This window comes from Nitrosomonas sp. Nm84 (assembly GCF_003201565.1).
Taxonomy (GTDB): domain Bacteria; phylum Pseudomonadota; class Gammaproteobacteria; order Burkholderiales; family Nitrosomonadaceae; genus Nitrosomonas.
Genome location: NZ_QJJP01000002.1, coordinates 136,120 through 149,159 on the forward strand (window position 1 = coordinate 136,120; position 13,040 = coordinate 149,159).

Sequence of the window (13,040 nt, forward strand, 5' to 3'; positions counted from 1 at the left end):
ACAATTCTAATTTTGATTTGTGAGTATGTGTAAATGGATGAGCCGAAAGTGAAGGATGAAGGTTGGGAAAAAGTTTTATTAGAAAATATTGTTTTGGCGTCCTTGCGCGAGCAGCGCCGCGCGCGTAATTGGGGGATATTTTTTAAGTTATTATTCTTTATCTATATTTTTGCGTTGCTATTTGCTGCATTCGGGTGGATCGATACTGGAAAAATACGAATCACTGATAAGCATACTGCGATCGTCGACTTGCGAGGAGTCATAACTGCGGATAGTGCCAGTAGTGCTGACAAAATCAATGCCAGTCTGCAATCTGCGTTTAAGGATAAGAATACTCAGGGAGTTATATTACGAATTAATAGCCCCGGTGGAAGCCCGGTGCAAGCGGGTTATATTTATGATGAAATAAAGAGACTGCGGGATAAATATCCTGAGATACCGCTTTATGCAGTGATTGGCGATATTTGCGCCTCAGGCGGTTATTATGTGGCTGCCGCTGCAGATAAAATCTTTGTAGATAAAGCAAGCTTGGTGGGTTCAATCGGTGTTTTGATGGACGGTTTCGGTTTTGCCGGCACTTTGGAAAAATTAGGTGTTGAGAGGCGTTTACTAACATCCGGTGAGAATAAAGGATTTCTCGATCCTTTTACACCGATGGATCCGGTTCAAAAGAACCACGCGACAGTAATGTTAAAAGAAATCCACGAGCAATTTATCCACGTAGTGCGACAAGGCAGGGGCGAGCGTTTAAAAGATGCACCGGATATATTCAGCGGCATCATATGGACGGGGCAAAAAAGTATTGATTTAGGGCTTGCTGATGCGCTAGGTAGTGCGGAATATGTTGCGCGTGAAGTAATTAACGCAGAAGTGTTGGTTGACTTCACACCTCATGAAGGTTTTGCAGACTTATTTGCGAAACGATTTGGCCAAGTTGCACTGAATATTCTGACTAATGGTGAGTGGTTTCTTAGATAAATCAGATCCTAAAAAAGTTTTCCGCTGCAAGCAGCATATGCCAGATTGACATAGTGCTTGAAATCGATTGTTTATTCGTTTAACGTTAAAGCTAATTGCCAATCAATACACTGATTCTGGGCATCGGTCGGTCAGAGAGGGTCAAGCGATATGTTCAATTTAGGTTCCATGCTTAATTTAGGCTCCAACGAGCCGGTCATCGGTAGAGCGCACGCTGTCGTGGCGTGTCCGGCCGATGAAATTTTTCGGTATCTTGGAGATGGTCTGTTCGAAAATTATTCCAAATGGTCGCCAGAAGTTAAAGAACTTGAACAGATCACTCCCGGCCCGGTAAAGTTAGGAACTGAAGGACGGCAAGTGCGTATCGACCAGGGGCGCCGTTCCGAATCGAAATTTAAAATTTCGATGTATGAGCCTGGCGTGCGCTTAACGCTGGTCGGGATTTCCGATCCTTTTCGTTGTACCTATGAATTACAAGCAATCAATCCCGAACATTCAACCAAACTGACATTTTCTTTTGAGCTGCTTGAAATTCTGGCGGTTATGCGACCTTTTGAGGGGCTAGTCCGTGCTACCATCAAGGACGGCGCTGAGCGAACGGTCCAGAATATCAAGCGTTTGGTGGAAATGGAAAAGTCCATGAAAGCTTCCGCCAATCAAGAATTGCTGTGAATCATGCGGCGCGGCGAGCAACCTGAGTATCTATCAATAAATTAAATAATAAATACTTACGATTGGTATGCTGGATAAGCCAATTAAAGGTAAAGGAGGATTGATGGCACACGATGCTTTTTCCAACATTCAGACGCCCCGGGTCGATGATCGTCCGGTGTGGGACGTGGTTTTTGCGGTGTATGGTTATCCGGCATTGCTGCTGGCGCATCGGCTAAAAGTCTTCTCTTTGCTGGCGGAGGGCCCACGCACATTAATAGATATTTGCAACGCACTCAATATCAAACAACGTCCGGCAGAAGCAATTTTGACAGCGGCGACTGCACTGGGTTTTTTATCGTTGCAGGAAGGACGCTATTCTTTGACTGCGGTGTCAGAGGAATATTTGCTGGAAAAAAGCCCTAACTACTTCGGATTTTTCTGGGATCTGATGATCGACAACTATCAAGTGTCTTCCTTCGCAAGCCTGGAAAAAGCGGTGCTGACAGATTCTCCACAAGCTTATGGTGGCGGTGATATTTTTAAGACGCACGAAGAGCAGGTCGAGTTGCTGCATCGCTTTACGCGTGGAATGCACAGCACCAGTATCACATCAGCATTCGTTTGGCCCGAGGTCTTGGATTTTTCCCGGCATCGGGTGATGCTTGATGTTGCGGGAGGTTCTGCTGCGCACTCGATTGGTGCAGCCATCAAGTTGCCCAACCTGCAAGTAATATTTCTGGATTTTCTTCCGGTATGCGAGGTCGCTCAGGAATATATTAATCAGTATGGTTTGCAGGAGCGAATCAAAACACATGAAACCAATATTTGGAATGATCATTGGCCTTCAGCCGATCTGCATTTTTTCTCAAACATCTATCACGACTGGGAACCGGAAAAATGTCATTTTCTGACTGCGAAGAGTTTTAATAGCCTTGAATCCGGCGGACGCATCGTGATTCATGAAATGCTCTATGATGATCAGAAAACAGGCCCTTTTTCCTCCGCAGCATTCAGTATGATGATGATGGGCTGGACCGAAGGCAGGCAATATTCTGGTCTGGAGTTATCAACAATGTTACAGGAAATAGGATTTGAGGATATCCAAATTCATAAAGCCTTTGGTTACTACAGCATCGTAACTGGTCGCAAACCCTAGTCCTTGCTTCATTTTACCGGCATAGAGTTGTTGGATATTAATTGGGGTTGTCTATCTGGGTAGCAAGATCCATGGCAAGACCCTTGAGGGTGTCACTATCATCGAGTCCATCAAGAAATCTTTGTGGAATACCGGGAAAACCTACTTGAGCACCGACAAGTGCGCCGGTGAGAATGGCGCGCGCCTGATTCTGTCCGCCACCGTTGACTGCATGCAGTACGGCAGATTCAAAATCATCTCGGAAGCGGGCAGCGAGATAATAGGCGGCAGGGAGTTGGTGATAAATCGCGCAGGGCATGCCGTAAACAATCGATACCTTCCACGCCGGGTCTATGCGTATATCCGGATCTGCCGCGGCCTCAGCCATATATGATGGCGTGAGCAAGGCATCTGGTGACGCGAATCGTCCAACACGCGGCGGATCGGGATCACCCGGGCGGGGCGGTTGCAAATCGGCAAAGGTGACGGCATGGAAGGGCAGTTTTCCGGTTTTTACCAATTCCATCAGTTTTCCGGATAGCGTTTTATCCAGTGCATGTCCTCGTACCAACATACCCAGCACCGCAGCGTAAGCTACGGTCATCGAAATCACGGTATCATCAATCTGGGTCAGGCGGGTATTGCTTGCGACTGTGGTGGCCAACTCGGTAGGTCGAAATGCGTAGCGAACAGCAAGTGCCAGCGTGCGCTCAATTGCTTCCGTGTCATCCGCATGGCCACCGGTTTGTCCCCACGGTAATTTCTGCTCCACACGCCGCCGCCATGCTTCTCGAATTGACTGACTGGTGTAACCGCCTGGTCCACCCATCGGCGTGCCATCGAGAAACGGGAAAAGGTCTTTATCCATGCGGCGGCAAAAATCCGCTTCATTGTATTCGCCTTGCTCAACCAAGGAACGCAGCATGAGTGTGAGGATAATGCCTGCTTGAGAGAGCTGGCCTGCTTTGCGTCCGCTATGATAACGGCCAGGCTTGGGATCGGTATAAGTAGTAATCCACTCGCCATAGTCATGTCTGAGTTCGGCGAGATCGTAATACCAATGAGGGCCGAGCGCCAATGCATCGCCGATAAACGCGCCCATGATGGCACCAGTAGCGCGCTGTTGAATTATCGTGTCCGGCATGATGTCACCTCCCTAACAGGCTATTGACTAAGACGACTATTCAGGAGTTATGTAATTATTGGCGGCGTTTCTTATCGTTCTCAATCAACGCATACGCTGAATGATTATGAATCGATTCAAAATTCTCCGACTCGACCACATAGGCATCAATACGCACATCGTGATTCAGCACTTCCGCAATATCTCTGACGATATCTTCCACAAACTTGGGATTATCGTAAGCCTTCTCAGTCACATATTTCTCGTCCGGCCGTTTCAGTAAGCCATACAGCTCACACGACGCATTATTTTCGGCAATCCTGATAACGTCTTCGATCCATACAAAACTGTTGGTACGTACGGAAATGGTCACATGCGAACGTTGATTATGTGCGCCGTAATTGGATATTTTCTTGGAACATGGACACAAACTCGTGACCGGAACAACGACCTTCATGGTAAAGAGATATTCATTGTTTTTAACTTCACCAATGAATGTCACTTCATAGTCCAATAGGCTTCTTACTTGTGAAACAGGTGCGGATTTATTGATGAAATAAGGAAAAGTCATCTCAATATGACCTGAATCCGTTTCCAGTTTTTCGATCATTTCCTGCAAAATTACCTGGAATGACTCAACAGAAATTTCCCGTTCATGACCATTGAGTATCTCGACGAAGCGAGACATATGTGTGCCCTTGAAATTATGCGGCAAATTCACATACATATTGAAAATTGCAATGGTATGCTGTATTCCACCATCCTTATCCGCTACAACCACAGGATGACGTATGGCCTTAATGCCAACCCGGTCGATTGCAATACGCCGAGTATCGGGTGAATTTTGTACATCAGCAATCGGTAAGTCTATCTGTTTATTCATGTTTATCTCCTGTGCAACGAGGCATGCCTAGCAGCAATCCGATCACACATGACCGACTCTCAGAAAACTACTCAGGCAATATTGATCGCACTGATTTAATAAGTCCATTTTTGTCCAATCCGCAATCTACAAGCATCTGCGCTGGATCACCTTGGTCGATAAAAATGTCCGGTAATCCTAATTGTAACACTTGGGTGCCAATTCTCTGGCTGTTGAGGGATTCTGTTACAGCGCTACCAGCTCCACCCATCACGGTATTTTCTTCCACGGTAACCAGCAGATCATGGCCGGCAGCCAGAGATGCTACCAGATCATCGTCTAACGGTTTGATAAAGCGCATATTGGCCACTGTTGCATTCAGTTCTTCTGCTGCTTCCAGACACGGTGTCAGCATGCTGCCAAATGCCAGGAAAGCAATCTTTTTTCCCTGCCGCCGGATTTCGCCCCGGCCGATCGGCAATGCCTGCATTTCCTTTTGAACCTGTACACCGGTTCCAGTTCCCCGTGGATAACGTACCGCTGATGGCGTGTCCAGTTTAAAGGCGGTATATAACATCTGCCTGCACTCATTTTCATCGGATGGTGCCATGACAGTCATGTTTGGAATGCAACGCAAGTAAGACAGATCAAAACTACCCGCGTGCGTTGGACCATCCGCGCCCACCAAGCCGGCCCGGTCGATGGCAAATACCACCGGTAGATTCTGGATGGCGACATCATGAATCAATTGATCATAAGCGCGTTGCAGAAAGGTTGAGTAAATCGCCACGACCGGTTTTAGGCCGTCACATGCCGCACCTGCTGCGAATGTCACCGCATGTTGCTCGGCGATGCCCACATCGAAATAACGCTCAGGGTATTCCTGTGAGAAACGCACCAACCCGGATCCCTCGCGCATTGCCGGAGTAACGCCGATCAAACGGGAGTCTTGTGCCGCCATGTCACACAGCCAATCGCCAAATATTTGTGTGTAGGCGGGCTTTCCGGCTGATTTGGCAACGATTCCTTTTTTCGGATCAAACTTGCCAACACCGTGATATAGAATGGGATCTTCTTCCGCCACCTTGTACCCAGCACCTTTACGGGTAACCACATGCAGAAACTGTGGGCCCTCTAGCAGCTTGATGTTGTTCAGCGTGGTAACCAAAACATCCAGATCATGGCCATCAATCGGGCCGATGTAATTAAACCCGAATTCTTCAAATAACGTACCGGGTGTCACCATGCCTTTGACATGTTCTTCCGCGCGCTTAGCCAATTCCAGCATGGGCGGCACGACACCGAGCACTTTCTCACCGGCACGGCGCGCCGTGGCATAGAATCGTCCGGACATCAACTTGGCTAAATAGTTGTTGAGTGCTCCGACCGGCCGAGATATCGACATGTCGTTGTCATTCAGGATGACCAGCAAATTGGCATCCATCACACCAGCATTGTTCAGTGCTTCAAATGCCATGCCTGCACTCATGGCACCGTCGCCGATAATCGCCACTGCACGCCGATCCGTTTTATTTAATCGCGCCGCGACCGCCATACCCAACGCGGCGCTGATGGAGGTACTGGAATGCGCGGTGCCGAATGCATCGTATTCACTTTCATCGCGGCGTGGAAATCCGGCTATGCCGCCTTGCATGCGCAGCGTGCTCATGCCATCTCTCCGGCCTGTCAGAATCTTGTGCGCATAAGTCTGATGACCGACATCCCACACCAGTTGATCATACGGTGTATTAAAAACGTAGTGCAGCGCAACGGTCAATTCGACAGTACCCAGATTGGAAGACAGATGCCCACCGGTTTTTGCGACCGATTCAATCAAGAAGCTACGTAGTTCCTTGGCAAACTGCGGTAATTTCTTTTGATCCAGTTCACGTAACTGAGATGGTGAATTAATGATATCTAACAGTGGATACATTCAAAACCTGAAAATAAAAATAATGAGGAAAATGCTAAAACTTACGTTTAATTATAAAATCGGTTACTTGACGCAACCTGGATGCAGCTTCACCAAAACCATCTAAAGCCTGATCGGCATCATGCTGTAATTTTTCCGCTAATTCACGCGCTTGGCTAATACCGAGAATACTGACATACGTGGGTTTATTATTTTCAGCATCTTTACCGGCGGTTTTGCCCAATGTAGCCGTTGTTGCTTCAGCGTCCAACAGATCGTCAACCACCTGAAATGCCAGGCCGACACATTTGGCGAAATGATCCAATTTGGCCAGCTGATCGTCATTCAAGCGGCTGCTGCAGCGGGCTCCCAGCATCACGGCGGCACGAATCAACGCACCCGTTTTATGGATATGCATGAACTCCAGCTCCGGCAGACTTAGCGTCTTGCCAACGCTATCCAGATCAAATGCCTGCCCCCCTGCCATACCACGCGAACCGGAAGCCAGCGCCAATTGTGTGATCATCGCTAATTGCGTCTCGGGCGTGTCGGCCAGGCGTTTTTCCGCCAGTAATTCAAACGCGAGCGTTTGCAAACTATCGCCCGTCAACAATGCAGTGGCCTCATCAAATTCGATATGGCAAGTAGGTTTACCACGCCGCAGGGTATCATCATCCATACAAGGCAGATCATCATGTACCAGAGAATACGCATGAATAAGTTCTGTCGCCGCAGCAACCACCGTTACACGTTCGACATCCGCGTGTGCGAGTTCTCCCGCCGCAAAAGACAATAAAGGCCGCACCCGCTTTCCGCCTCCTAAGACAGCATAACGCATTGCCTTATGTAATCGTACAGGAACGCAATCAGTAACGGGTAATCGGGACTCAAGAAACGTTTCGATACTGGCTTGACAGTTACTGGCCCAGCTTTGAAAGTCAGCGCTCATCACTGTCAGGTCTTGTAAAATTTTTTAACATATTTGCTTCAAGTATTTTTACCTGTTGCTGCGCACCTTGCAGTGTATTCTGACAATATTGCAATAATTCAACTCCGCGCTGATAGGCTGAAAGGGAGGCTTCCAATGACATTTGTCCTGTTTCCATGGCTGACACTATTTTTTCCAACTCAGCCGATGCCGCTTCAAAACTTTCTGGCTGAGAGGTCACAGTATTTTTGGAAGACTTGGATGCCATACATACAAAATTAAATAAATTAAGTGCTTCTCGGCCATTACAAAACAGGTAAAAATAACGCAATAAGCACTATTAGGTCAATTCAAATTTAGTAATACGCGTTATTATTCTCCTTACAGGTTCCGCATCAATATCTGAAAAACCACGTGAATCAACAGGTATGCGCAGTTATTAATTTTTCACAGAAATATAGTTGCATATCAGCATAATTTTTAGTTGGTAAGCTGCTAAACAGTGCAAAATAACAATATTGATACATAGATTTTACTATGGCAAGATAATACGCTGCACAAACATTAATAGAATCAAGTAAACATTGAACTAATTACTTGAGTTTGTTTTTTCAATATACTTAAAATTGGATTGAGACGACCTTGGACGAAAATATTAATCAAATCACCGGATATTTTGAAACTGTACCGTTATGGCCATTTGTTTTGTTTGGCTTTTTGGGGCTGGTGGCTGTATTTGTTGAAATTCTTAATCGCAAACGCCGCGCCAATGCAATTGATAATTTCCGCTACACCATTGAAACAGAATTGGAGCTTCTGTACCCGGTCCATAAAGGCTGGCCCAGAAATATCAATACTTACCTGTGCTCTCGTCTACCCGAAATGCAGCAAAACTTTGAGGTTTTGCGCGTATTCATTCCACAGGATCGCCTGCTGAGTTACAACACGGATTGGAATAATTTTTGTGATTTCTGTCGGAATATCACTGATGAGAAGTGCGCCGTTGCTGAACAACCTCCAGCATCTGATCATGTTGCGGCTACCAAGCAATCCACAAATAAGGAACCGGATCCCAAAGAAACTTTTCATCGATTAGTATCGGATTTGCTAAAACATACTAACTTATAAAAAACTTTATTTTTTTATCATACTTAATTGATGCAGTGAACTGGCTGCAATTTCTGCTTTAAGTTATTTAGCGAACGGATCAGTTATCCTTGTTCCGATGATCACTCAAACGATAGTACTTATCTGCCATGAATAAACACGATAAACCGGGCAATTCCAAAGTAACGGTGCGTCCGGTCATGTCTTATCGTGATATGGGAAAATTCATTGACGTACCTTGGCATGTTTATGCCAATGATCCGCTGTGGGTGCCGCCTTTACGCTTGGAGCGGCGTTTCCACTTCTCGCGTTTCAATCCTTTTTTTAAGCATGGCGAATGGCAAGCCTGGGTAGCCTTTCAAAATGGTCAAGCGGTTGGACGCATCAGTGCGCAGATCGATTCCTTGCATCAAGAACGCTATGGTACAGACAGCGGTCATTTTGGCCTGTTCGAATGCATCGACGACGCAGAAGTATGTGGCGCGCTGATGCTGAACGCAGAAGCATGGCTGGCATCCCGGGAAATCCGCCGTGTCAGCGGGCCATTCAATCTCTCGATCAATCAGGAGTGCGGTATTCTGGTCGATGGATTCGACACGCCACCGGTTATCATGATGCCCCATTCACCGCGCTGGTATGGACGCTTGTTGGAAGAACAAGGATATCAGCCGGTAAAAGATTTGCTGGCTTATAAAGTCAGAGTCGATTTTGAAGTACCGCGTGTCATGCAGATAATGATCAATCGATTTTCTCCAAAAATAAAATTACGTACACTGAATCGCGATCAATTCGATGCGGAAATGGAAATGTTGCGGGATATTTTTAATGATGCCTGGTCTGAAAATTGGGGATTCATTCCTTTCACGCGTGAAGAATTTGCCGAACTGGGCAGCAGTCTGCGCTTGTTGTTGCCCGATGAATTCATTCAAGTCGCCGAAGTCGATGGCAAGCCCTCGGCATTCATGGTGGGATTGCCTAATCTTAATGAAATTTTAACTGAATTAAACGGCAGCCTGTTTCCGCTTGGCTGGCTAAAACTGGTCAACAGAGTCAGAAATCATCAGATCCGCACAGGTCGCATACCGCTGATGGGCGTTCGTAAACAATTTCACAATACGCCATTGGGATTGGCATTGGCTTGCCTGGTAATTGATGCGCCACGGCAAGCGGGAATCGCGCGTGGCATCCAGGAGGTCGAAATGTCATGGATATTGGAAGATAACGTTGCTATGCGCAACATTCTCGACAGCATTGGCAGTGAGCAATACAAACGTTATCGTATTTATGGAAAAACATTGTGAACGCTGAATCTTATCCGGCATCGCAGCGTTTCGCCGCACTGGTACTGGCCGCTGACCGCACCAGTAAAGATCCCATCACGCAACACACCGGCGCAGCCTGCAAGGCTTTTGCACCCGTTGGCGGCGTTCCGATGGTTATCCGCGTTGTAGATGCGCTGGCAGCTTGCGATTTGATCACCTCGATTACGCTCTGCGGCCCTTCCGAATCTTTGCTTCCACATTGTCCGGAACTAGAACACCGCATCGCATCTGGACAAGTGACCTGGTTGCCGAATCTGGACTCGCCTAGCCGTAGCGCTGAAAGCGGCTTGAGTCATGTGCCGAGCGAGACGCCGGTATTATTGACCACCGCCGACCATGCCCTGCTCACACCCGACATCGTGCGCAATTTTTTACAAAGCTCCCTGGCAACGCAGTGCGACGCCGCTGTCGGTGCGATCAGGCAACAAACGATCGCCGCCGCATTTCCTGGCTCCAGGCGCACCGTCATACGGTTGCGCGACGGCGGATTCTGCGGCTGTAATTTGTTCATGTTCAATCCTCATGGAAGGGCGCTGGTCGGATTCTGGCAGCAAGCTGAAGATTTGCGCAAACGTCCCTGGCGCTTGATCGGACAAGTGCTTGGATTCAAAATGGTGCTGTCTTATTTGTTTGGGCTGCTTACACTGCAACAAGCATTAGCCGCCGTATCGGAGAAATCAGGGGTAAACATACAGGCCGTCGTGCTTGATGATCCACGAGCCGGTGTAGATGTTGATAAAGTAGAAGATTTAGTGCTTGCTGAGTCGATACTCAAAACCGATATATGAAATTAATTGAGCGGTACATCGCGCGTGAAATATCGCTGCCCTTCATGGTGGTCATCCTGATTTTGATCGGATTATTTGCCAGCTTTAGCAGCGCCCGGCTTTTGGCGGGTGCGGTCACAGAAACACTGGGCATCGCCGCACTGCTCAAACTGGTATTTCTAAAAACGCTGATTGCACTGGAAGTACTCATTCCTATTGCACTTTATATTTCTGTCATTATTGGTCTGGGCAGACTCAACAAAGATCAAGAATTGAATGTAATCCGTTCTGTCGGCGTCAGTGGTACGCGCATTGTCCTTACCGTGCTGACGGTAGCCATACCGGTTGGTATCGCCAGCGGCATGTTGTCATCGTATGTGCGGCCTTGGGCTTATGCGGAAAGTTACATATTGGACGCGCAGGCTGAAGCGGAATTAAATACCAACCGTTTTCAGGCTGGGCGTTTTTATGGTAGTGAAAAGACCGGCAGGGTTGTCTATGTGCGCAGCAAAAGTGATGTCGATCAGGGAATGCAGAATATTTTTCACTATATCAAGAAGCCGGACAGCAGTGAAATTGTCATTGCCAGACAAGCTCGTCAGATTCAGCCAACGGCGGAAGAACTGAGGCCGCATATTCAATTATCCGAGGGTGTGATATATCAATTAACCAATGCAGCAAGCATTGATGAAGTCATTCAGTTTGAAAACATGATTTATTTTATTGATAATGACTTTGTTCTGAATTACCGGCGTAAGGCGGCCGCCACGAGAACGCTGTGGGAATCCGATCAACCGCGTGATATTGCGGAATTGCAATGGCGCATTTCCCGCCCGCTTGCTACCATTCTGCTGGCTTTAATCGCGGTGACGTTTATTCGCACCACACCGCGGCATGATAAAACCGATCGAACGTATCTGATCGCAGCACTTATTTTCGCTGCCTATTATAATTTGACTGGGTTGGCTAAAACTTGGGTTGAACAGGGTGTTGTGGGCAGCATGCCTGGCGTTTGGTGGTTATATCTGCTGATGTTTGTCGTACTGGGTATCTATGCATTGATATCAAAACGCAGACGATTCCCGCGTCCATCATGATTATTTATCGCTATATTGCTTATCAGGTGGCGATCGGTTTCATGATTGCCACAGCGGTTTTGTTACCGTTATTCAGTTTCTTTGATTTATTGGATCAATTGGAGGATGTTGGAAAGGGCACCTACCGCGTCACAGATGCATTTCTATACACAGTCATGTTATTGCCGCGCAGATTTATCCAGATCGCGCCTTTCGTTGCTTTACTAGGTACAGTAGTTGCGCTTGGGAAACTAGCGGTTCATTCGGAATTGATCGCTTTACGGGTTGCCGGAATTTCACCTCTGCGTATCAGTCTCGCACCTTTAGGCGTTGGTATGCTGCTGCTGCTGGGGGTCGCCATCCTAGAGCAATTTGTTGCGCCTCAGTTGCAGCAAAAAGCGATTGCCAATCGGGCTGTCGCATTGCAGCTCAGTGCCGAATTAGGCAGGAATCTAGGAATCTGGACGCGCAATGAGCGCAGTATTCTGCGCATCGGCCAGATGATGCACGCCAAACAAGCGGCCGATATTGAAATCCTGCAACTGGATCAAGAAGGTTTTTTACTCACGCACACCCTGGCCCAATATGCAGACATCAAGGATGACGATAGGTGGGAATTAAACAATGTAACCGTCAGAACATTTAAAGACGGCGAAATTTCAGCGACCCGTCACGCTTTCTTAAACTGGTCGTCGTTTCTGAATCCGGATGATATTCTAACCCTCACCAAACTACCCGAGAGCCTGTCACCGCTTGAATTGGTAAGGCATGTGGAATTCTTGCGCAGCACCGGGCAGGATATGGATTCGTATGCATTGGCGTTATGGCGTAAAGTAGGTAGTGCACTGATGACGATTGCAATGCTGCTATTATCGATTCCATTTGTATTTGGATCGATTCGCACCGGTTTGAGCAATAAACTGGTGTTTGCTGCGTTGATCGGCATTGCTGTTTACCTGCTGGATCAAATTATTGCGAATACGGGTTTGATATTGCGTTTAAACCCCGCATTCATCGCACTGGTACCGGGTTTTGCCATGATCATTCTAGCAACTTTATGGTTACGCAGAACTTTTTAACACGAATGGGTTAGTGTAGTATCAATGCCTATATAATTGCGCAGTCTTGTTTTATCCATAACAGACCTTTCATAACTCAGACAAAACCCAATCACTA

General features: G+C 47.2%; 13 protein-coding genes. 8 read left to right on the top strand and 5 right to left on the bottom strand.

Features of this window, described 5'->3' with window-relative positions; translation table 11 throughout:
- The first annotated feature begins 33 nt into the window (after nt 1–33).
- The 3 genes from C8R34_RS02175 to C8R34_RS02185 all read left to right on the top strand — a co-directional run bounded on the left by C8R34_RS02175 (nt 34) and on the right by C8R34_RS02185 (nt 2,788).
- Nucleotides 34–978 (top strand): S49 family peptidase, encoded by a 945-nt coding sequence (locus tag C8R34_RS02175; protein ID WP_110337366.1) that lies wholly within the window; start codon nt 34–36, stop codon nt 976–978.
- A gap of 150 nt (nt 979–1,128) precedes the next feature.
- Nucleotides 1,129–1,650: an SRPBCC family protein gene (locus C8R34_RS02180; RefSeq protein WP_110337368.1), complete on the top strand. Its 522-nt coding sequence runs from the start codon at nt 1,129–1,131 to the stop codon at nt 1,648–1,650.
- Between the two features lie 67 nt (nt 1,651–1,717).
- Nucleotides 1,718–2,788 carry an acetylserotonin O-methyltransferase gene (locus tag C8R34_RS02185; protein WP_258364314.1) on the top strand — a complete coding sequence of 357 codons (1,071 nt, stop codon included), beginning with the start codon at nt 1,718–1,720 and terminating at the stop codon, nt 2,786–2,788.
- A gap of 37 nt (nt 2,789–2,825) precedes the next feature.
- Here the strand turns inward: C8R34_RS02185 and C8R34_RS02190 are convergent, their stop codons facing one another.
- From C8R34_RS02190 to C8R34_RS02210, 5 genes are all read right to left on the bottom strand, one after another.
- Nucleotides 2,826–3,911: an ADP-ribosylglycohydrolase family protein gene (locus C8R34_RS02190; protein ID WP_110337370.1), complete on the bottom strand. Its 1,086-nt coding sequence runs from the start codon at nt 3,909–3,911 to the stop codon at nt 2,826–2,828.
- Nucleotides 3,912–3,966: 55 nt separating this feature from the next.
- On the bottom strand, nt 3,967–4,773 hold the full coding sequence (folE2, locus tag C8R34_RS02195; RefSeq protein WP_110337372.1) for a GTP cyclohydrolase FolE2: 807 nt from the start codon (nt 4,771–4,773) through the stop codon (nt 3,967–3,969).
- A 67-nt stretch (nt 4,774–4,840) separates the two neighbouring features.
- Nucleotides 4,841–6,685, bottom strand: a complete 1,845-nt coding sequence (gene dxs, locus C8R34_RS02200) for a 1-deoxy-D-xylulose-5-phosphate synthase (RefSeq protein WP_110337374.1) — start codon at nt 6,683–6,685, stop codon at nt 4,841–4,843.
- A 34-nt stretch (nt 6,686–6,719) separates the two neighbouring features.
- On the bottom strand, nt 6,720–7,613 hold the full coding sequence (locus C8R34_RS02205) for a polyprenyl synthetase family protein (protein WP_110337376.1): 894 nt from the start codon (nt 7,611–7,613) through the stop codon (nt 6,720–6,722).
- The gene (locus tag C8R34_RS02210) at nt 7,603–7,860 is read right to left on the bottom strand and encodes an exodeoxyribonuclease VII small subunit (RefSeq protein ID WP_110337378.1); all 258 of its coding nucleotides are present in this window, start codon (nt 7,858–7,860) and stop codon (nt 7,603–7,605) included. Before C8R34_RS02210 ends, C8R34_RS02205 begins: the two co-directional genes overlap by 11 nt.
- A gap of 374 nt (nt 7,861–8,234) precedes the next feature.
- On the opposite strand from C8R34_RS02210, the gene C8R34_RS02215 reads away from it, so the two are divergent.
- The 5 genes from C8R34_RS02215 to lptG all read left to right on the top strand — a co-directional run bounded on the left by C8R34_RS02215 (nt 8,235) and on the right by lptG (nt 12,943).
- Nucleotides 8,235–8,720: a hypothetical protein gene (locus tag C8R34_RS02215; RefSeq protein ID WP_110337380.1), complete on the top strand. Its 486-nt coding sequence runs from the start codon at nt 8,235–8,237 to the stop codon at nt 8,718–8,720.
- 128 nt (nt 8,721–8,848) lie between these two features.
- Nucleotides 8,849–10,000, top strand: coding sequence for an N-acetyltransferase (locus C8R34_RS02220; protein WP_110337382.1), 1,152 nt, complete (start codon nt 8,849–8,851; stop codon nt 9,998–10,000).
- Nucleotides 9,997–10,809, top strand: coding sequence for a nucleotidyltransferase family protein (locus tag C8R34_RS02225; protein WP_110337384.1), 813 nt, complete (start codon nt 9,997–9,999; stop codon nt 10,807–10,809). Before C8R34_RS02220 ends, C8R34_RS02225 begins: the two co-directional genes overlap by 4 nt.
- On the top strand, nt 10,806–11,885 hold the full coding sequence (gene lptF / locus C8R34_RS02230) for an LPS export ABC transporter permease LptF (RefSeq protein WP_110337386.1): 1,080 nt from the start codon (nt 10,806–10,808) through the stop codon (nt 11,883–11,885). Before C8R34_RS02225 ends, lptF begins: the two co-directional genes overlap by 4 nt.
- Nucleotides 11,882–12,943, top strand: coding sequence for an LPS export ABC transporter permease LptG (gene lptG / locus C8R34_RS02235; protein WP_110337388.1), 1,062 nt, complete (start codon nt 11,882–11,884; stop codon nt 12,941–12,943). Before lptF ends, lptG begins: the two co-directional genes overlap by 4 nt.
- Nucleotides 12,944–13,040 lie beyond the last annotated feature (97 nt).